The following is a 17,839-nucleotide window of genomic DNA, read 5'->3' as shown; positions in this document are numbered from 1 at the left end:
AGATGTGTATAAGAGACAGGTTGTAGCGGGGCTTGCTGCGCCGGCAGCTGCGCCGGGACCTGCTGCGGCAGCGCCTGGACCGGCGCCGAGTCGGCGCCGAGGACGCGGACCATGTACGGCGTCATGCCGTTGGCGCGTACCGGCGAGACCTGCACGACGTCGCCGACCTCGAGCATCTGGTTGTTGCCCAGGTACATCGCCACGCTCTGCGTGCCCTCGGGCCCGTAGAAGATCAGGTCGCCCTTGCGCGCCTGCTGGGGCAGGATTTTCTGGCCGACGCGGTAGATCGCCCCGGACGAACGCGGCAGCTTGATGCCGGCGCCGGCGTAGGCGTACTGCATCAGGCCGGAGGCGTCGAACCCGACGGTGTTGATGCCCGTCCCGGTGCCCCGGGTGGGCCCGTTGATGCCGCCGCCGGCCCAGGAGAACGGCACGCCGCGCTGGGAGAGCCCGCGCGCGATCACCACGTCGGTGGCCTGCTGGTAGTCCATCGGCCGGGTGCCCGGGTCGGCGGACGCGATCAGCGGAGCCGCCACCGGCGCCGCGAGCATCGCCAAACCGATCGCGAAGGCGTAGATGCGTTTCATTGTTCTGGCCTCTCAGGGGCTCACGGGCCTCGGCGCGGTGACTTCACGCCTGGGCCGCCTGTTCATGACCCGGGCGGGACCCCCACGTTGGGGCCGACGCCGCTGCATGACGCTTGCGGATGTGACAGCGGGTCAAAGCCCCTGTTTCACATCAGTCACTAAAGCCACTCTGACAACAGAAGTTATTAGCCGCCAGGCCGCCGGGGGATTTTTTGTCGTACCGTGACCGGACGGTGACTGGGTGACCCAATTCCGTATGCGCCGTTGTGATTTGGGTCTCAGTGAAAGCGGCGAGGCCCGGGCCGCGGCGGCGGTGCGCCTACATCCAATAGCGTTCGCTAAAGGTTGTCAGGATCGAGCCGGCGACGGAGCTGACCATGAGCAGCGTGAGGGCCAGCACCGGCCAGAAGGACATGAACCAGCCCTTCAGGATGGAAACGAGCGGGCCGACGACGGCGGCGGCGATCGCCGCGCCGATGCCGCCCCACACCACCGGGCGGATGTAGTAGTCGACCCCGAACGGCACCGGCCCGCAGGTCTCGTCGGCGCACACGTGCTCGAGGAAGCCGAACAGCCGGGTGGGCCAGGTCGTCGCGGTGGCCAGGACGATGAGCAGGGCCAACAGGGCGACCGTGCAGACGACGTCCCACGCGGCCAGCCGCACCCGAATGACCCGCGGGGCTTCGTCGTCGTAGTCGACCAGCGGGGAATCGGTGTCCGCGGCGGGATTGCCCGGCGGATGCGGCGTAGCCATCGGCTCCCATGCTCCCCGATGGCCGGAATTTGTGCGACTCGGCTGCTTTACCCTCGATCACTATGCCTGCGGCGAGGGCCGGGTTGACGCCCGAGCAGATCAGCGCGATCGACGCTGCGCACGTCTGGCACCCCTACAGCACAATCGGTCGCGAGGCCGTCGCACCGGTGGTGGCGGTCGCCGCCCGGGGCGCCCGGCTGACCCTGATCCGGGACGGCGAGCCGATCGACGCGCTCGACGCGATGAGCTCCTGGTGGACGGCCATCCACGGACACGGCCACCCGGCCCTGGACGCGGCGCTGACCGCCCAGCTGGCCACGATGAACCACGTCATGTTCGGTGGGCTCACCCACGAACCGGCCGCGCGGCTGGCGCAGCTGCTGGTGCAGATCACCCCGCCGGGCCTGGACACGGTGTTCTTCAGCGACTCGGGGTCGGTGTCGGTCGAGGTCGCCGTCAAGATGGCGCTGCAGTATTGGCGCAGCCGCGGCCGGCCCGCCAAGCACCGGCTGATGACCTGGCGGGGCGGCTACCACGGGGACACCTTCACCCCGATGAGCGTCTGCGACCCCGACGGCGGCATGCACTCCCTGTGGACCGACATCCTGGCCCGCCAGGTGTTCGCCCCGCAGGTGCCGCGCGACTACGACCCCGCCTACAGCGCGGCATTCGAACAACAACTGGCGGCGCACGCCGACGAGCTGGCCGCCGTCGTCGTCGAGCCCGTCGTGCAGGGCGCGGGCGGGATGCGCTTCCACGACCCCCGCTACCTGCGCGACCTGCGCGAGTTCTGCCGCCGGCACGGCGTGCTGCTCATCTTCGACGAGATCGCCACCGGCTTCGGCCGCACCGGCGAGCTGTTCGCGGCCGACCACGCCGGGGTGAGCCCGGACATCATGTGCGTCGGCAAGGCGCTGACCGGCGGGTACGTCACGCTCGCGGCCACGCTGTGCACCACCGACATCGCGCACACCATCAGCGCCGGCGAGGCCGGCGCGCTGATGCACGGCCCCACCTTCATGGCCAATCCGCTCGCCTGCGCGGTCTCCGTGGCCAGCGTCGAGCTGCTGCTGGGCCAGGACTGGCGCGCGCGGGTCGGCGAGATCGCCGCCGGGCTGGCCGCCGGGCTCGAACCCGCCCGGGCGCTGCCCGGCGTGACCGACGTGCGGGTGCGCGGGGCGATCGGCGTCATCGAGTGCGACCGCCCGGTCGACCTGGCCGTCGCCACCCCGGCCGCGCTGGATCGCGGCGTCTGGCTGCGTCCGTTCCGCAACCTCGTCTACGCGATGCCGCCCTACATCTGCCCGGCCGCCGAGATCGCCCAGATCACCTCGGCGATGGTCGAGGTGGCCCGGCTCACCGGCTCTCGTAGTCTTTAGGGCGATGAGGGCACCGATCGAGACTTCCCCGCTGGCCTGGCTGGAGGCGGTGGAGCGCCAGCGCCGCGAGGCCGGGCTGCGTCGCTCGCTGCGGCCGCGCCCCGCCGTGGCGACCGAGCTCGACCTGGCGTCCAACGACTACCTCGGCCTGTCCCAGCACCCCGACGTGATCGACGGCGGCATCGCGGCGCTGCGCATGTGGGGCGCCGGGGCCACCGGCTCGCGCCTGGTCACCGGCGACACCGAACTGCACCAGCAATTCGAGTCCGAGCTCGCCGAATACGTCGGCGCCGCTTCGGGATTGCTGTTCTCGTCGGGCTACGCGGCCAACCTCGGCGCGGTCGTCGGTCTGTCCGGCCGGGGTTCGCTACTGGTGTCCGACGCGCTCTCGCACGCGTCCCTGGTCGACGCCTGCCGGCTGTCGCGGGCCCGCGTGGCCGTCACCGGACACCGCGACGTCGACGCCGTGGAGGCGGCCCTCGCCGGACGCGACGAGGAGCGCGCCGTCGTCATCACCGAGTCGGTCTTCAGCGCCGACGGCGCCCTGGCGCCGCTGCGCGAGCTGCACGAGGTGTGCCGCCGCCACCGCGCGCTGCTGCTCGTCGACGAGGCACACGGCCTGGGCGTGCGCGGCGCCGGGCGCGGGCTGCTGCACGAGCTCGGGCTGGCGGGCGCCCCCGACGTGGTGATGACCACGACGCTGTCCAAGGCGCTGGGCAGCCAGGGCGGCGTGGTGCTCGGGCCGGCGGCGGTGCGGGCGCACCTGATCGACGCGGCGCGGACGTTCATCTTCGACACCGGCCTGGCGCCCGCGGCGGTGGGCGCCGCGCGGTCCGCGCTGAACGTGCTGCGGGCCGAACCGTGGCGACCCGAGGCCGTGCTGCGGCACGCCCGCGTCCTGGCCGACGTCTGCGACGTCCCCGAGGCCCCGCAGTCGGCGGTGGTGTCGGTGATCCTGGGGGACCCGGAGGTGGCGCTGGCCGCCGCGACCGCCTGCCTGGACGCCGGCGTGAAGGTGGGCTGCTTCCGGCCCCCGACGGTGCCCGCCGGGACGTCGCGGTTGCGGCTGACCGCGCGCGCGTCGCTGGACGCGGCCGAACTCGACATCGCCCGGCGGGTGTTCGCCGACGTGCTCGCTGTGGCGCGCCCTTGACCGTCCTGGTCATCACGGGGACCGGCACCGGGGTCGGCAAGACCGTCGTCACCGCCGCCCTGGCCTGTCACGCCCGCCGGGCCGGCGTCGACGTGGCGGTGTGCAAGCCGGTCCAGACCGGCACCGCCTCCGGTGACGACGACCTGGCCGAGGTCGCCCGGCTGTCCGGCGTCACCCAACTGGCCGGGCTGGCCCGCTACCCGCAGCCCCTCGCGCCGGCCGCCGCGGCCGAGCAGGCTGGCGCGGCCCTGCCGACCGGCGACGAGTTGCTGCGGCTGGTGGCCGGCCTGGACCGCCCGGGGCGGCTGACGCTGGTCGAGGGCGCCGGCGGGCTGCTGGTCGAGCTCGCCGCCGCGGGTGTCACCCTGCGCGACCTTGCCGTCCAGCTGGGGGCCGCGGCGCTGGTCGCGGTCAGTGCGGAACTGGGCACCCTCAACCACACCGCGCTCACTCTGGAAGCGCTTGCCGCGCACAATGTTTCGTGCGCAGGATTGGTGATCGGGAGCTGGCCGGGCAACCCCGGTCCGGTGGAAACGTCGAATCGCTCCGCCCTGGCCCGGCTGGGTGCGGTGCGGGCCGCGCTGCCGGCGGGCGCCGGATCGATGGGCGCCGCACAGTTCGCGGACATGAGCGCCGCGGCGTTCGACCGCGACTGGGTCACCGCGCTGGTCCGCTGATGGTGCATTCCATCGAGCTGCTCTTCGACGGCGAGACCGAGGCGACCATCCGCGGGCTGTGGGACGCCCTGGCCGACGCCGGGATTCCGAGCCAGGCGCCGGCCGGGCGGCCACACGTCACGCTCGCGGTGGCCGACCGCATCGCCGACGAGGCCGACGCCGCGCTGCGCCCGCTGACCGAGCGGTTGCCGGTGGGCTGCGGGATCGGCGCGTCGTTGCTGCTCGGGCGCTCCAACGCGATCCTGGCCCGGCTCGTCGTGCCGAGCGCCGCGCTGCTCGAGTTCCATGCCGAGGTGCACCGGCTGGCCGGGGAGCACCTGGCCCCCGCGCCGGCGCCCACCAGCCTGCCCGGCCAGTGGACGCCGCACGTCACGCTGGCCCGCCGCGTCGGCGGACCGGCGCTGAGCCGCGCGCTGCGCATCGCGGGGCGCCCCCCGCTCATCGAGGGCAGCTTCGCCGCCCTGCGGCACTGGAACGGGGAAAAGAAGACCGACCACCTGATCGGCTAGCCGCCGAACAGCAGGTACAGCCCGGTGAAGGTGTAGCCCACCATGACCAGCATCATCGTCAACTGCCCGGTGAGCTGATGGCCGCTCGGCAGCAGCCGCAGGGCCTTGTCGTGGGCGGCGATCACCGCGAGGATGTGGCCGGTCACCACGCAGGCCACCTTGATCCCGGCCAGGACCGGCGGATGGGTGGACAGCACGTAGGCCACCTGCTGGTGCGCCAGCCCGCCCCAGCCGCGGCCGAACGGATCGGCCAGCGCGATCACGGCCTGTTGCCCGCGCTCGACGAGGTAGGTCAGGTAGTGGGCGAAGATGTAGCCCACCACGATCGGGATCAGGGAATGCGCCAGCTGGCCCGGCAGCGCGCGGCGCCGCTCGGAGTCGACGCCGCCCGTCGCGCGCGCGGCAAGCGAAAAGGTCACGGCGACAACCGAAATGAAGACGATCAGCCCGAGCGTCCGCAGCAGCGACGACGACGCCGCCGGCGCCAGGCCGATGCCGCGGGAGGCCTTGTCGGCGAAGCCGCGCCACGTCGGCGACGCCGAGAAACTGTCGAACGCCGTGGACCCGAGCAGCACCGCGAGCACCATGACCACGCCGGGGCGCACGGGCAGCGACGGCAGATGGTCGAGGGGGTTCCCGACGACGATGCGCCCGGTTTCGGGGTTGCGGCGAAACGGCGACAGACGCGACACCGCCATGCTGTACACCCCGAACGGGTCGGCGCGGGCCAGCCAGCGCTGGCCGCACAACCAGGCGCCCACCAGCATGACCACGGCGTACCCGGCCAGCCACGCCCGCACCCACGGCAGCGATGCCGGGTTCGGGCTGGCCAATTCCATCCAGACGAACGCGAACAGGCCCAGCGCGGCCGGGCGGTAGCCCCAGCCCTCGGGATAGGACAACCGCGGCGAGTGCAGGCGCTCGGGCGTGGCGCGGCACAGCAGCAGGTACACCGTCCGCATCGGCGAGAGAACCCGCCAGACGGGCCCGAACAGCAGCGACAGCGCCACCAGCCCGACCCACAGCAGCACGTAGAACGCGCCGAGCAGGGCGTTGGTCTCCGATCGCGGACCCCACACCCCGGCCGCCACCGCCCACGCCGCGAACACCAGACCCAGCGCGGCGGCCGTCCACCGCGTCGCCCGGGCGTCGACGACGGCGGTGACCGCCGAAGGCAGCGGGCGGCCCGGCTTGCCCGGATCGAACCGCGGCCGCCGCCACGCGAAGGCGACCAGCGCGAAGGTGAACGTCAGCGCCCACGCCGCGCCGACCATCGCGTACATGTACGGCACTGGAAGGTCGCCGGATCCGCCGAGCCCGTGCGCGAGTACCGCGGTCGCGCCGCCCGCGCTCACGGTTGGACTTGGATGGTCGCGATCGTGCGGTCGAGGTGGTGCAGCTCCACCTCGACGTTGCCGGGTACGTCGACGGCGAACTGGAAGGTTTGGTTGGGCGCCGCGGCCACCGGGAACTTGTGGTCGGGCGTCGAGTGCACGTGCAGTTCGTCGGCGGCGTCACTGGTCACGCGCAGGGTGATCTGCTGGTGCACCTTGGCCTGCAGCGTGGCGTTGGTGGGTGTCACCTGCCCCTTGGCGATCGTGACGTCGACCGTCGGACCCGCGGCCGGGGCCTGCTGCTGCGAACCGCCACAGCCGATCAGCGCCCACGCCAGGATCGCCACCCACGCCGCGGCCAGGGCGCTACGCATTCCCATCGATCACGCCGCCCGGGGCGTATCGGGCACCGGGTGCTTTTGTTCCTCGGGCCGCTTCGGGAGGCTGTCGTAGTTGTTGATCCGGCCCGCGCCCCAGCTCAGGGCGGTGATCACCGCCAGCGTCAGGAACAGCACCACGATCCCGCCGGCGGTGAACAGCCAGGCCGGCGCGCTCTGGTCGCGTTCGCGCTGCAGGATGGTGACCTCCAGGACGAACGGCCGCGTGCTGGACGCGAGCGCGGGGACCTCGGGCGCCGGGATGGCGTCGTCGGCCGGCTCGTAGATCGGCACGGCCGTCATCATCCGGCCGTCCTGCACGCGCAACAGCGTCTTCCAGTCACCCCACACCGGGACCGGCTGGGTGGACCGGTAATGCCCGGGCCCAACCTTGGCGAGCTTGTCGATCATCAGGCCCCGGTGGTTCTGCATCCGCCCCTGCCAGGACAGGATCGTCAGCCAGTCCGGGTTGTCGCTGACCATGGTGGTCGGTGAGATCATCACGTCGGCCGAGACCATGCGCTGCCCGGGCGGGCTCGGCTGGTCCGTCAGGGTCACGGTGGCGGTGTTCTTGCTCGGCACGGTGATGTGCAACCCGTTGGCCACCGCCACGCCGATCACCAGCACCGTCAGCGCGACGACGGAGATGCCGAGCCGGCGGCCCGGCAGGCGCTCGCCGGTGAGGACCATGCCGAACATCGCCCCGCAGGTTCCGGTCAGGACGGCCACCGGCACCGCCATGGCCAGCGCCTCGCCCCACATGCTGGTCGGCCATGGGTAGTTGTAGACCGCCCCGATCCACAGCGACTCCAGCCACAGCCCCACGGTGGCCACCGCGAGGCCGGAGACGGCGCCGAAGGCCAGCGGGCGCTTGATCAGCGGGGTCAGGGCCACCAGCTCGACGACGAGGGCGGGGCCGAGGTACAGCGGGAACCAGTTGATCGGGGCGCCGAGGATGGGCCCGACAATCACCGCAACCGCGCCCCGCAGCGCGATGGCGAACACCGCCGCGATGATCGCGGCGCCGCGGCCCATCGTCAGGCGCGCGGCCACGGCCGCCAGCGCGGACGCCGCCGCGATCAGCATCGGCTGAAACACCAGCCGGAACTGCGGGACCCCGAAGTCGAACTCGATCTGATAGACGGACAGGCCGATGAACAACCCGCCGAAGGACAGGTACCGCAGGAACGTGATGAACGCGCCGTGGAATACCTCCCCGGCTTCGTGCGCCTCGCCTTCACGCTCCAGCATCAGCACCGAGAACAGCGAGAAACACGCCCCGCCGATCATCATCAAATGCGTTGGGCCCCAGAGGGTTACGTCTTGGCCGAAGATCCGGTGCCAGATGTCGTCGAGCGGGAACCCGATCATCGCGTACATGCCGCAGCCGGCCATCAGGATGCCGCCGACGGGCGCGTACCAGTTGCGGGTGATGCGCACCGCCGCGGGCCCCGGCTTGTCGAACGGCAGCACCATCGACACCGCGCCGCCGACGAAGATTCCGAACAGCCCGATGATGATGAAGTAGTGCGCGGGGTTGGCCAGCGGGCCGGGGTCGCGCCCGTTGCCGATGTGCCAGCTGACGTCCCAGATGAACCCGAACAGGGCGCAGATGATGAACGTCGTGAAGATCATGACCGGCAGCGCCACCCAATTGGGCCGGTGGAACTTCTCGCCGAGCTTGTCGGCCACCCGGGTCAGCCACTGGATGCGATGCGTGCGGTGGGCGTAGCCGACCCAGAGCATGACCGCCGCGATCACGACCGCCGCCACTGACAGCCCGATCACCTGGTTGAGGCCGGCGCCGCGCGCCGGCGCCTCGGCAACGAAAGTGAGTTCCGCCGATTTCATCGTCCAACCCTCCCAACAGCGCCCGACCGCCTGGCGAGCTGTGATGCAGCTCGCACGAAGCGGAATGCCCAAATCAGGGGCCGATCAATCACCGATTTTCGTCGGTGCGGCTCTCGGTGTCCTCCGACTCGCCGGGGGAGCGGCGGTCTTTCAGCGCGACGTACAGGATCACGCCGACGACGATGATCGCCGGCAGGAACGCCGGGATCGCCAGCAGGATCATGTGGTGGGCCACATAGGCGACGTGCGGATCGGTCATGGTGGTGAGATACCCCGGCGGACGGCATGTACTGCGGCCGTTACCCTACTTTGAACACTTTTATCCAGGCCACCACGACCGTGGGGCAGGGGGTCGCGCGCGCGGCGCCCGACGATGCAGGGGAGTACTGGTGACTCAAGCGGCAACTCGACCGGTGACCGGCGCCAACGACGCGGACATCCTGGCCGTGGCCCGTGAACAGGTGCTCGAGCGCGGCGAGGGACTGAGTCGGGACCAGGTGCTGCGGGTGCTGCAGCTGCCCGACGACCGGCTCGACGACCTGCTCGAGCTGGCCCACGAGGTGCGGATGCGCTGGTGCGGACCCGAGGTCGAGGTCGAGGGCATCATCAGCCTGAAAACCGGCGGCTGCCCCGAGGACTGCCATTTCTGTTCGCAGTCGGGCCTGTTCGCCTCCCCGGTCCGCAGCGCCCGGCTGGACATCCCGAGCCTGGTCGAGGCCGCCAAACAGACCGCCAAGTCGGGAGCCACCGAGTTCTGCATCGTGGCCGCCGTGCGCGGGCCCGACGAGCGGCTGATGGCCCAGGTCGCGGCCGGCATCGAGGCGATCCGCAACGAGGTCGAGATCAACATCGCCTGCTCGCTGGGGATGCTGACCCCCGAGCAGGTCGAGCAGCTCGCCGAGATGGGCGTGCACCGCTACAACCACAACCTGGAGACCGCCCGCTCGTTCTTCACCAACGTCGTCACCACCCACTCCTGGGAAGAGCGCTGGCAGACCCTGTCGATGGTGCGCGACGCCGGCATGGAGGTGTGCTGCGGCGGCATCCTGGGCATGGGCGAGACGCTCGAGCAGCGCGCGGAGTTCGCCGCCGAGCTGGCCGAGCTGGGCCCCGACGAGGTGCCGTTGAACTTCCTCAACCCGCGCCCCGGCACGCCGTTCGGCGACCTGGAGGTGCTGCCGGTTGCCGAGGCGCTGAAGTCGGTGGCCGCGTTCCGGCTGGCCCTGCCGCGCGCGATGCTGCGCTTCGCCGGGGGCCGCGAGATCACGCTGGGCGACCTGGGTGCCAAGAAGGGCATCCTGGGCGGCATCAACGCCGTGATCGTCGGCAACTACCTCACCACGCTCGGCCGGCCGGCCGAGGCCGATCTGGAACTGCTCGACGACCTGCAGATGCCCATCAAGGCGCTCAACGCCACCCTGTAAGAAGCGTGGAAACCGTGGTTGGGGATCTGGGCGCTCCGGTCAGCGCCGGCGTCTACAACGTCTACACCGGCGAATTGGGGGGCACCGCGGTGCCGACGGCCGCGCAGTTGGGTCTGGAGCCGCCGCGATTCTGTGCCGAATGCGGGCGCCGGATGGTGGTGCAGGTGCGCCCCGACGGCTGGCGGGCGCGGTGCTCGCGGCACGGTGAGGTCGACTCAGTCGACCTGGAGGACCGGCGGTGACCGGGGCCACGGCGGGTAGGCCGCGCTGGCGCGCGATCGCCGGCGCCGGGCTGGGGTCCGCGGCGGCCGGCGCGGTGCTCGGCGGGGTGTGGGGCTGGATCGCCCCGCCGATCCACGCCGTGGTGGCCATGACGCGGGCCGGCGAGCGGGTCCACGACTATCTCGGCACCGAGTCGGAGCACTTCTTCGACGCGCCGAGCCTGATGTTGGGTTTGCTGACCGTGCTGGCGGTGGTGGCGCCGGTGCTGGCGTGGCAGTGGCGCGCGCGCCGCGGGCCGGGGATGGTCGTCGCGCTCACGGCCGGCCTGGTGACCGCCGCCGCGGTCGCGACGGCGGTCGGGGCTGCCGTGGTCCGAATCCGCTTCGGCGCGTTGAACTTCGATGCGGTGCCGCTGGCCAAGGGCCCGTCGGTGGCCTACGTCGTGCAGGCGCCCCCGGTGTTCTTCGCGGACCACCCGCTGCAGGTGGCGCTGACGCTGCTGTGGCCGGCCGCTATCGCGGCGCTGGTGTATGCGGTGTTCGCGGCCGCGGACGCCCGCGACGACCTGGGGGTCCCGCCGGCGGGCGACCGCTCGTCGGCCGCGTTGCCGGTGTCTTCAGGGGGCGCCGCCGAAGCGGCCGTGTCATAGCGGGCGGCGGTGAATGCTGCGGCCGAAGACGACCTTCGCCGCGATCTTGGCCAGCCGGGCCATCCCGACGTAGGTCATCGGATGGAACATCGTGGGCCAGGTGGTGCGGATGAGGTGCTCGGTCAGCGGCCTGCCGTCGAACCGGTCCGTGAGCCAGCGCAGCGTCATCGGCGCCGACAGCGGGTGCAGCAGCATGTGCTCGTTGAACGCGTCCCGGTGGTAGGTGACCCGCGCGCCGCCGGCCGAGTAGGCGTCGGCGAGCACGTCGATGTCGTTGACGTCGATCAGATAGTCGTGGACGGCCTGCACGATCAACACCGGCGGCGTCGGCACGGCGGCGCCCAGCTTGATGCTCTCGAAGACGTGCGTGACCTCGGGCGTCGACAGGATGGTCTCGAGCGGCTCGTCGAGGTAGTCGCCCATGTTCTTGCCGGCCATCTTCACGACCGCCTCCACGGTGGTCATTTTCTCCAGCGACTCGAGCAGGGCGCGGCCCTCCTCGTTGCTGTGCTCCTTGATCACCCGGTCCAGCTCGGGGTAGATGTGGGCGAGCGCGGCGACCACCAGCGCCGGCAGACCCGACAGGAAACTGCCGTTGAGCCTGCGGAAGGTGTTGCCCAGGTCGCCGACGGGCGATCCCAGCACCGCCCCGACGATGTCCAGTTCGGGCGCGTAGTCGGCGCACATCTCGGCCGCCCAGGCGCTGGCCAGGCCGCCGCCGGAGTAGCCCCACAGCCCGATCGGCGCCGCCGGCGACAGCCCGAGGCGTTCCGAGCCCAGGGCGGCCCGGATGCCGTCGAGGACCCGGTAGCCGGGTTCGTACGGCGCGCCCCACAGCCCGCGCAGCCCCTCGTGGTCGGGCACCGAGACGGCCCAGCCCTCGGCCACCGCGGCGGCGATCAGGAACAGCTCGAACTGGCCGATCGATCCGAGGGCCTTCGCCCGGCGTCGCAGCGCGTAGGACGGGAAGCAACGCGACGACACCGCGTCGATCGCGCACTGGTAGGACAGCAGCGGGCAGGGCCGCTCCGGGGCGAGTTCGGCGGGGACGATCACCGTGGTCGCCGCCGCCTCGGGCTCGCCGTGCATGTCCATCGTCCGGTAGAGCAGCTGGACGGCCTTGATCGGCTGCGGGATCAGCCCCAGGAAGGCGAGCTCGACGTCGCGGGAGCGCAGCACCGTCCCGGGCTCGGCGTGCTGGAAGCCGAGCGGCGGCTGGTAGAACGGGTCGTCCGAGGGCAGCAGCGGGCGGATCTTGCGCTGCAGTTCCTCGTGCGGCGGCCGGGCGATCCATTCCGCGCCACGCGTGCCTGCCAGATTGCCGAGCTCAGCCATTGAGGCTCCCTTCTAGGCCATCCGGCATTCTCGCGCACCAACGGCAGGTAACCAAAACGTAATCGCCGTGTGTGAGCGAGTTCGTCTGTGTGCCCGCAGGTAAGACGCGCCACTGATGGCGCCTTAGTAGCGTCCCCCGGAAGACCTTCCGGTCCAGTTTAGTGGAGGCGGCGGCGGGCCCCGGTCGTCAAATCTGGCCCGGCGGCCGCAGCGCGGCGAATTCGTCGGTGACCCGCAGCCTCGAGTCGGTGAAGTGGTAGAGGGCCGCCGGCCGCCCGCCGCTGCGCCCGGACTGCGCGATGGTGCCGGTCGCCGTGATGACCCCGCGGCGGGCCAGCACCCGCTGCAGGTTGGTGGCGTCGACCTGGTAACCCAGCGCGGCGCCGTAGATGTCACGCAGCGTTGAAAGAGCGAATTCCTTTGGCGCCAAAGCGAATCCGATGTTGGTGTACGACATCTTGGCGACCAGCCTGGTGCGGGCGTGCTCCACCATCGGGCCGTGGTCGAACGCCATCGGGGGCAGCGCACTCACCGGGTGCCAGCGGGTGTCCGGCGGCAGTTCCGGGGTGGCGGGGGAGGGCACCAGGCCCAGGAAGGTCGAGGCGATCACCCGGTTGCCCGGCACCCGCTGCGGATCGGAGAACACCGCCAGCTGCTCGAGGTGGGCCAGCTCTTTGAGGTCCACCTTTTCGGCCAGCTGGCGCAGCACCGAGGTGGTCATGTCCTCGTCGTTGCGCAGCCGCCCGCCGGGCAGCGACCAGGCGCCCTTCTGCGGGTCTTTGGCGCGTTGCCACAACAGCACGTTCAGCTGCGGTTTCTGTCTTCGCGGTGCCGCCGTTACCTGGCGAACCTGAAACACGACCGCAAGTACCTCGTGTTCAGTGCTAGTATGGCCCATGTTTTCGATTATAAGTCGAAAACCTGTCGGGCTGAAAGGAGCCGCCGTGACGGTTATCAATCGCATGGACACGCTCGCCGAAGACATGATGGCCGACGTCACCAATTCGCCCACCGGCTACGCCGGCGTGGACGGCGACGCGCAATGGGCCGCCGAGATCCGCCGCCTGGCCAACCTGCGCGGCGCCACCGTGCTCGCGCACAACTACCAGCTGCCCGCCATCCAGGACGTCGCGGACCACGTCGGCGACTCGCTCGCGCTGTCCCGGATCGCCGCCGAGGCGCCCGAGGACACCATCGTGTTCTGCGGCGTGCACTTCATGGCCGAGACCGCCAAGATCCTGAGCCCCGACAAGACGGTCCTCATCCCCGACCAGCGGGCGGGCTGCTCGCTGGCCGACTCGATCACCGCCGACGAACTGCGCGCCTGGAAGGACGAGCACCCCGGCGCCGTCGTCGTCTCCTACGTCAACACCACCGCCGCGGTGAAGGCGCTCACCGACATCTGCTGCACATCGTCCAACGCCGTGGACGTGGTGAACTCGATCGACCCCGACCGTGAGGTCTTGTTCTGCCCGGACCAGTTCCTCGGAGCGCACGTGCGCCGGATGACCGGCCGGACGAACATGCACGTGTGGGCCGGCGAATGCCACGTCCACGCCGGGATCAACGGCGAAGAGCTGTCCGAGCAGGCCCGGGCCAACCCGGACGCCGACCTGTACGTGCACCCCGAATGTGGTTGCGCCACTTCGGCGTTGTACCTCGCCGGCGAAGGCGCCTTCCCGGCCGAGCGGGTCAAGATCCTGTCCACCGGAGGCATGCTGGACGCCGCGCACCACACCCGGGCCCGCAAGGTGCTGGTCGCCACCGAGGTCGGCATGCTGCACCAATTGCGCCGGGCCGCACCGCAAGTCGACTTCCGCGCGGTGAACGACCGCGCGTCGTGCAAGTACATGAAGATGATCACGCCCGCGGCGCTGCTGCGCTGCCTGGTGGAGGGCGCCGACGAGGTCGACGTCGACCCCGAGATTGCCGCCGCGGGCCGGCGCAGCGTGCAGCGCATGATCGCAATCGGTCAACCGGGCGGCGGCGAATGATCGTCCGGCCGGCCTGGACGCACAGCGCCGACGTCGTCGTCATCGGTACCGGCGTCGCGGGTCTGGCCGCGGCGCTGGCCGCCCACCGCGCCGGGCGCAGCGTCGTCGTGCTGAGCAAGGCCGACCAGGCGCGCGGGGTGACCGCCACCCACTACGCCCAGGGCGGCATCGCGGTGGTCCTGCCCGACAACGACGACTCCGTCGAGGCCCACGTCGCCGACACCGTGACCGCGGGCGCGGGCCTCTGCGATCCCGACGCGGTGACCTCGATCGTCGCCGACGGCTACCTCGCGGTGTCCGAATTGGTCGGTGCCGGAGCGCGATTCGACGAGGCGGTGCCCGGCCGCTGGGACGTGACGCGCGAGGGCGGCCACTCGCGCCGGCGGATCGTGCACGCGGGCGGGGACGCCACCGGCGCCGAGGTGCAGCGGGCGCTCGACCACGCCGCCCGGCTGCTCGACATCCGCACCAGCCACGTCGCCCTGTGCGTGTTGCACGACGGCTCCTTGGGCGGAGAAGCCGTGACCGGCGTCGCGGTCGGCAACCCCGACGGGTACGGCATCATCAGCGCGCCCGCGGTGATCCTGGCCTCCGGCGGGCTCGGCCACCTCTACGCCGCGACCACCAACCCCGAAGGCTCTACCGGCGACGGCATCGCCCTGGCGCTGTGGGCCGGCGTCGCGGTCAGCGACCTCGAGTTCATCCAGTTCCACCCGACGATGCTCTACGGTGGCGGGGCCGGCGGGCGGCGCCCGTTGGTCACCGAGGCCATCCGCGGTGAGGGCGCGATACTGGTTGACCGGCAAGGCAATTCGGTCACCGCGGGTGTTCACCCGATGGGCGACCTGGCGCCGCGGGACGTCGTCGCGGCCGCCATCGACGCGCGGCTGAAGGCCACCGGCGACCCGTGCGTCTTCCTGGACGCGCGCGGTATCGGGGGGTTCGCGGCCCGCTTCCCGACCGTGACCGCCGCGTGCCGGGCCGCCGGCATCGACCCGGTCCGCCAACCCATCCCGGTCGTGCCGGGGGCGCATTACAGCTGCGGCGGCGTGGTCACCGACGTGCACGGGCAGACCGAGCTGCCCGGGCTGTTCGCCGCCGGCGAGGTGGCGCGCACCGGCATGCACGGCGCCAATCGGCTGGCGTCCAACAGCCTGCTGGAAGGCCTGGTGGTCGGGGGGCGGGCCGGCAAGGCCGCGGCCGCGCACGCGGTGGCGGCGGGGCGGGTCCGGGCGACCGCGCCCGAGCCGAGCGTGCACACCGCCCCGCGGCGCGCCGAACTGCAGGTCGCGATGAGCCGCGACGTCTCGGTGGTGCGCGACGCCGCAGGACTGAACCGGCTGTCCGACGCGCTGTCCGGGGCGCCCGCCCGGGCCATCGGGGGCCGCCGCGACTTCGAGGACGTCGCGCTGACGGTGGCCGCGCGCGCGGTGACCGCCGCGGCCCTGGCCCGCAGCGAGAGCCGCGGCTGCCACCACCGCGCCGAGTACCCGGACCCGGCCCCGGAACAGGCGCGCAGCAGCGTGCTGCGGCTGGCCGACGACCAGGTGCTGGTGGAGGCGCTGGCGGCGGTGGGCTGATGATGCAGCCCGAGGAACGCAGCGCCGCCCAGGACACCATCCGGCGCGCGCTGGAAGAGGACCTGCGTTACGGCCCTGACGTCACCACGCTGGCGACGGTGCCCGCCGGCGCGGTGGCCACCGCGTCGATGGTGCCCCGGGAGCCGGGCGTGATCGCCGGCGTCGAGGTCGCGCTGCTGGTCCTCGACGCCGTCCTCGCCGGGGGCTACGACGTGCTGCACCGCGTCGACGACGGCGCCCGGTTGCAGCCGGGCGAGCCGGTGCTGACCGTGCGCGCGGACACCCGCGGCCTGTTGACCGCCGAGCGGACCATGCTGAACCTGGTCTGCCACCTGTCCGGCATCGCCACCACGACGGCGGCCTGGGTGGCGGCCGTGGACGGCACCAAGGCCAAGGTCCGCGACACCCGCAAGACCCTGCCCGGGCTGCGCGCCCTGCAGAAGTACGCGGTCCGGGTCGGCGGGGGCGTCAACCACCGGCTGGGGCTGGGCGATGCGGCGCTCATCAAGGACAACCACGTGGTGGCCGCCGGCTCGGTGGTCGACGCGCTGCGGGCGGTGCGCGACGCGGCCCCGGAGCTGCCGTGCGAGGTCGAGGTGGATTCCCTCGAGCAGCTGGACGAGGTGCTGGCCGAAAAGCCGGAACTGGTCCTGCTGGACAACTTCCCGGTGTGGCAGACGCAGATGGCCGTGCAGCGCCGCGACGCCCGCGCCCCCGCCGTCCTGCTGGAGTCCTCCGGCGGGCTAAACCTCGACAACGCCGCCACGTACGCCGCCACCGGGGTGGACTACCTGGCCGTCGGCGCGCTCACGCATTCGGTGCGCGCGCTCGACGTCGGCCTGGATATGTAGGGCTTACCGGACGGTCATCCCCGGGCCATCGCGTCGGCTGCGGAACGTGCCGAAAGTGCGTCGAGCACAGCGTATTCCGCTTCGTAGACCGCGGCCTCGGCGAAGTCGATGGTGTCGAGCGCGTAGCCGATGGCCATGTTCGCGTAGGCGTCCATCTCCTTGGCTTCGTGCTCGGCCTTCGTCTCCGCCATGTCCTTGCGGATCTTCGCGACGTGTGACTTCCATTTCTCGGCGATTTCCTGCCAGTGCTTCGACGCCTCGTCGTGGGCGGCGACTGCCCGGTCTTGAAGGTGATCGGCTGCGTGGTCCGCCTTTTCGCGCGCGCGGGCCGCGTCGGCCTGGACCTGTTCGCGGGCTTGCTGCGCCGCCGCGCGCACCTTGTCGTTCGCCTCCCTGGCGGCGGTGGAGATTTTCTCGAACCGGGCGGTCAGGTCGTTCTCAGCCATTGGGAGATCCCTTCTGCTCAGAGGGGTTGATCGTGCAGTTGTCATCGTCTCGCCGCTCCGGGAAGCGCCGTAGGGTCCTAAGTCCTTGGTCCCCAACAACCTTGACAACCGCCGTCACGGTTTTCACACCCGCACCGCCGCCCCGCCGGACAGCAGCGTGCGCGCCGCCGGCTTGGCCGCGTCCAGCGCGCCCGCGTCACCGGAGGTCCGGGACAGGATCAGTGCCCCCTCGATCAGCGAGATCACCGCCAGCGCAACCCGGTTGGCCTCGTCCCCGGCCCAGCCGTCGGAGCGCAGCCGTTCCTCGACCGCCGCGCACCAGCCGGCGAAGGCGCGCGCCGACGCCTCGCGCACCAGCGGGCTCGCGTTCACCGACTCGGTGGCGATCGGCTCGATCGGGCAGCCGTCGCGCCGGTCACCGGCCAACCCCGCCGCCAGCAGGTCGATCCAGCGATCGACGATGTCGGCCGGCGGCCGGCCGGTCGCCAAGAACCGGCGCAGCAATTGCTCGATGCCCGTCCCCTCGGTCTCGACGACCGCCGCGGCCAACTGCTGCTTGCCCCGCGGGAAGTGGTGATACAGCGAACCGGGCTTGACGCCGGCCTCCCCGAGGATCTGATTCAGGCCGGTCGCCGCGTAGCCCTGCCGGCGAAACAGGGTGGCGGCCTTCTCGATCAACGCGGTGCGGCTGCGATCCGGTCTCGGCATGCTCTTGAC

Annotated in this window: 20 protein-coding genes; 10 read left to right on the top strand and 10 right to left on the bottom strand. The window is 71.6% G+C overall.

Features of this window, described 5'->3' with window-relative positions; all coding sequences use genetic code 11:
• Both ripD and WU80_RS10100 read right to left on the bottom strand, forming a co-directional pair.
• A partial coding sequence (gene ripD, locus WU80_RS10105; protein WP_156371785.1) for an NlpC/P60 family peptidoglycan-binding protein RipD occupies window positions 1-587 on the bottom strand: 587 nt, incomplete at its 3' end.
• A gap of 319 nt (window positions 588-906) precedes the next feature.
• Window positions 907-1,341 (bottom strand): hypothetical protein, encoded by a 435-nt coding sequence (locus tag WU80_RS10100; protein ID WP_055404183.1) that lies wholly within the window; start codon window positions 1,339-1,341, stop codon window positions 907-909.
• A 62-nt stretch (window positions 1,342-1,403) separates the two neighbouring features.
• Between WU80_RS10100 and WU80_RS10095 the strand changes: the two genes are divergently transcribed.
• Genes WU80_RS10095 through WU80_RS10080 form a run of 4 tightly spaced genes read left to right on the top strand, consistent with a single transcriptional unit; the run spans window position 1,404 to window position 5,059 of the window.
• A complete protein-coding gene (locus WU80_RS10095) occupies window positions 1,404-2,720 on the top strand; it encodes an adenosylmethionine--8-amino-7-oxononanoate transaminase (protein ID WP_055404184.1) in 1,317 nt (438 codons plus the stop codon).
• A gap of 4 nt (window positions 2,721-2,724) precedes the next feature.
• Entirely contained in the window at window positions 2,725-3,873 is a 1,149-nt protein-coding gene (locus WU80_RS10090) for an 8-amino-7-oxononanoate synthase (RefSeq protein WP_055404185.1), read from the top strand.
• Window positions 3,870-4,550: a dethiobiotin synthase gene (bioD, locus tag WU80_RS10085; RefSeq protein WP_055404186.1), complete on the top strand. Its 681-nt coding sequence runs from the start codon at window positions 3,870-3,872 to the stop codon at window positions 4,548-4,550. The genes WU80_RS10090 and bioD overlap by 4 nt, the downstream gene beginning before the upstream one ends.
• Window positions 4,550-5,059: a 2'-5' RNA ligase family protein gene (locus tag WU80_RS10080; protein WP_055404187.1), complete on the top strand. Its 510-nt coding sequence runs from the start codon at window positions 4,550-4,552 to the stop codon at window positions 5,057-5,059. The genes bioD and WU80_RS10080 overlap by 1 nt, the downstream gene beginning before the upstream one ends.
• Here the strand turns inward: WU80_RS10080 and WU80_RS10075 are convergent.
• The 4 genes from WU80_RS10075 to WU80_RS26095 form a co-directional block, all read right to left on the bottom strand.
• On the bottom strand, window positions 5,056-6,342 hold the full coding sequence (locus WU80_RS10075; RefSeq protein WP_369808507.1) for a hypothetical protein: 1,287 nt from the start codon (window positions 6,340-6,342) through the stop codon (window positions 5,056-5,058). The genes WU80_RS10080 and WU80_RS10075 overlap by 4 nt on opposite strands.
• 68 nt (window positions 6,343-6,410) lie before the next feature.
• Window positions 6,411-6,767 carry a hypothetical protein gene (locus tag WU80_RS10070; RefSeq protein ID WP_369808506.1) on the bottom strand — a complete coding sequence of 119 codons (357 nt, stop codon included), beginning with the start codon at window positions 6,765-6,767 and terminating at the stop codon, window positions 6,411-6,413.
• Between the two features lie 9 nt (window positions 6,768-6,776).
• Window positions 6,777-8,621 carry a hypothetical protein gene (locus tag WU80_RS10065; protein WP_055404191.1) on the bottom strand — a complete coding sequence of 615 codons (1,845 nt, stop codon included), beginning with the start codon at window positions 8,619-8,621 and terminating at the stop codon, window positions 6,777-6,779.
• 88 nt (window positions 8,622-8,709) lie between these two features.
• Window positions 8,710-8,880, bottom strand: coding sequence for a hypothetical protein (locus WU80_RS26095; RefSeq protein WP_197281283.1), 171 nt, complete (start codon window positions 8,878-8,880; stop codon window positions 8,710-8,712).
• Window positions 8,881-9,010: 130 nt separating this feature from the next.
• Between WU80_RS26095 and bioB the strand changes: the two genes are divergently transcribed.
• Genes bioB through WU80_RS10050 form a run of 3 tightly spaced genes read left to right on the top strand, consistent with a single transcriptional unit; the run spans window position 9,011 to window position 10,916 of the window.
• Window positions 9,011-10,045 (top strand): biotin synthase BioB, encoded by a 1,035-nt coding sequence (gene bioB / locus WU80_RS10060; protein WP_055404192.1) that lies wholly within the window; start codon window positions 9,011-9,013, stop codon window positions 10,043-10,045.
• Window positions 10,046-10,059: 14 nt separating this feature from the next.
• Window positions 10,060-10,287 (top strand): hypothetical protein, encoded by a 228-nt coding sequence (locus tag WU80_RS10055; protein ID WP_055404217.1) that lies wholly within the window; start codon window positions 10,060-10,062, stop codon window positions 10,285-10,287.
• Entirely contained in the window at window positions 10,284-10,916 is a 633-nt protein-coding gene (locus tag WU80_RS10050; RefSeq protein ID WP_055404193.1) for a DUF2567 domain-containing protein, read from the top strand. The genes WU80_RS10055 and WU80_RS10050 overlap by 4 nt, the downstream gene beginning before the upstream one ends.
• On the opposite strand, the gene WU80_RS10045 is transcribed toward WU80_RS10050, so the two are convergent.
• Entirely contained in the window at window positions 10,911-12,251 is a 1,341-nt protein-coding gene (locus WU80_RS10045) for a lipase family protein (protein ID WP_055404194.1), read from the bottom strand. The genes WU80_RS10050 and WU80_RS10045 overlap by 6 nt on opposite strands.
• Before the next feature lie 187 nt (window positions 12,252-12,438).
• A complete protein-coding gene (locus WU80_RS10040; protein ID WP_055404195.1) occupies window positions 12,439-13,149 on the bottom strand; it encodes an NUDIX domain-containing protein in 711 nt (236 codons plus the stop codon).
• A 46-nt stretch (window positions 13,150-13,195) separates the two neighbouring features.
• Here WU80_RS10040 and nadA point away from each other — a divergent pair, with 46 nt between their 5' ends.
• The 3 genes from nadA to nadC are packed head-to-tail and all read left to right on the top strand — an operon-like array spanning window position 13,196 to window position 16,676.
• A complete protein-coding gene (gene nadA / locus WU80_RS10035) occupies window positions 13,196-14,245 on the top strand; it encodes a quinolinate synthase NadA (protein ID WP_055404196.1) in 1,050 nt (349 codons plus the stop codon).
• Window positions 14,242-15,825 (top strand): L-aspartate oxidase, encoded by a 1,584-nt coding sequence (locus tag WU80_RS10030; RefSeq protein ID WP_055404197.1) that lies wholly within the window; start codon window positions 14,242-14,244, stop codon window positions 15,823-15,825. The genes nadA and WU80_RS10030 overlap by 4 nt, the downstream gene beginning before the upstream one ends.
• A complete protein-coding gene (gene nadC, locus WU80_RS10025; RefSeq protein WP_055404198.1) occupies window positions 15,825-16,676 on the top strand; it encodes a carboxylating nicotinate-nucleotide diphosphorylase in 852 nt (283 codons plus the stop codon). The genes WU80_RS10030 and nadC overlap by 1 nt, the downstream gene beginning before the upstream one ends.
• A gap of 14 nt (window positions 16,677-16,690) precedes the next feature.
• Here the strand turns inward: nadC and WU80_RS10020 are convergent, their stop codons facing one another.
• Both WU80_RS10020 and WU80_RS10015 read right to left on the bottom strand, forming a co-directional pair.
• Window positions 16,691-17,122: a hypothetical protein gene (locus WU80_RS10020; protein WP_055404204.1), complete on the bottom strand. Its 432-nt coding sequence runs from the start codon at window positions 17,120-17,122 to the stop codon at window positions 16,691-16,693.
• Window positions 17,123-17,245: 123 nt separating this feature from the next.
• The gene (locus WU80_RS10015) at window positions 17,246-17,830 is read right to left on the bottom strand and encodes a TetR/AcrR family transcriptional regulator (protein ID WP_055404205.1); all 585 of its coding nucleotides are present in this window, start codon (window positions 17,828-17,830) and stop codon (window positions 17,246-17,248) included.
• Window positions 17,831-17,839: the final 9 nt, after the last annotated feature.

It is taken from the genome of Mycobacterium sp. UM_11, from assembly GCF_001414075.1.
Classification (GTDB): domain Bacteria; phylum Actinomycetota; class Actinomycetes; order Mycobacteriales; family Mycobacteriaceae; genus Mycobacterium.
Note: the sequence above shows the minus strand (reverse complement) of the source record. Positions and strands in the feature narration are given on the sequence as shown.

What these genes read in the sequence shown, in the direction of transcription:
- WU80_RS10100 (WP_055404183.1), bottom strand. Translation starts at nt 1,341, where the DNA reads ATGGCTACGCCGCATCCGCCGGGCAATCCCGCCGCGGACACCGATTCC.
- WU80_RS10095 (WP_055404184.1), top strand. Translation starts at nt 1,404, where the DNA reads ATGCCTGCGGCGAGGGCCGGGTTGACGCCCGAGCAGATCAGCGCGATC.
- WU80_RS10090 (WP_055404185.1), top strand. Translation starts at nt 2,725, where the DNA reads ATGAGGGCACCGATCGAGACTTCCCCGCTGGCCTGGCTGGAGGCGGTG.
- WU80_RS10080 (WP_055404187.1), top strand. Translation starts at nt 4,550, where the DNA reads ATGGTGCATTCCATCGAGCTGCTCTTCGACGGCGAGACCGAGGCGACC.
- WU80_RS10075 (WP_369808507.1), bottom strand. Translation starts at nt 6,342, where the DNA reads ATGTACGCGATGGTCGGCGCGGCGTGGGCGCTGACGTTCACCTTCGCG.
- WU80_RS10070 (WP_369808506.1), bottom strand. Translation starts at nt 6,767, where the DNA reads ATGCGTAGCGCCCTGGCCGCGGCGTGGGTGGCGATCCTGGCGTGGGCG.
- WU80_RS10065 (WP_055404191.1), bottom strand. Translation starts at nt 8,621, where the DNA reads ATGAAATCGGCGGAACTCACTTTCGTTGCCGAGGCGCCGGCGCGCGGC.
- WU80_RS26095 (WP_197281283.1), bottom strand. Translation starts at nt 8,880, where the DNA reads ATGACCGATCCGCACGTCGCCTATGTGGCCCACCACATGATCCTGCTG.
- WU80_RS10045 (WP_055404194.1), bottom strand. Translation starts at nt 12,251, where the DNA reads ATGGCTGAGCTCGGCAATCTGGCAGGCACGCGTGGCGCGGAATGGATC.
- WU80_RS10040 (WP_055404195.1), bottom strand. Translation starts at nt 13,149, where the DNA reads ATGGGCCATACTAGCACTGAACACGAGGTACTTGCGGTCGTGTTTCAG.
- WU80_RS10030 (WP_055404197.1), top strand. Translation starts at nt 14,242, where the DNA reads ATGATCGTCCGGCCGGCCTGGACGCACAGCGCCGACGTCGTCGTCATC.
- nadC (WP_055404198.1), top strand. Translation starts at nt 15,825, where the DNA reads ATGATGCAGCCCGAGGAACGCAGCGCCGCCCAGGACACCATCCGGCGC.
- WU80_RS10020 (WP_055404204.1), bottom strand. Translation starts at nt 17,122, where the DNA reads ATGGCTGAGAACGACCTGACCGCCCGGTTCGAGAAAATCTCCACCGCC.
- WU80_RS10015 (WP_055404205.1), bottom strand. Translation starts at nt 17,830, where the DNA reads ATGCCGAGACCGGATCGCAGCCGCACCGCGTTGATCGAGAAGGCCGCC.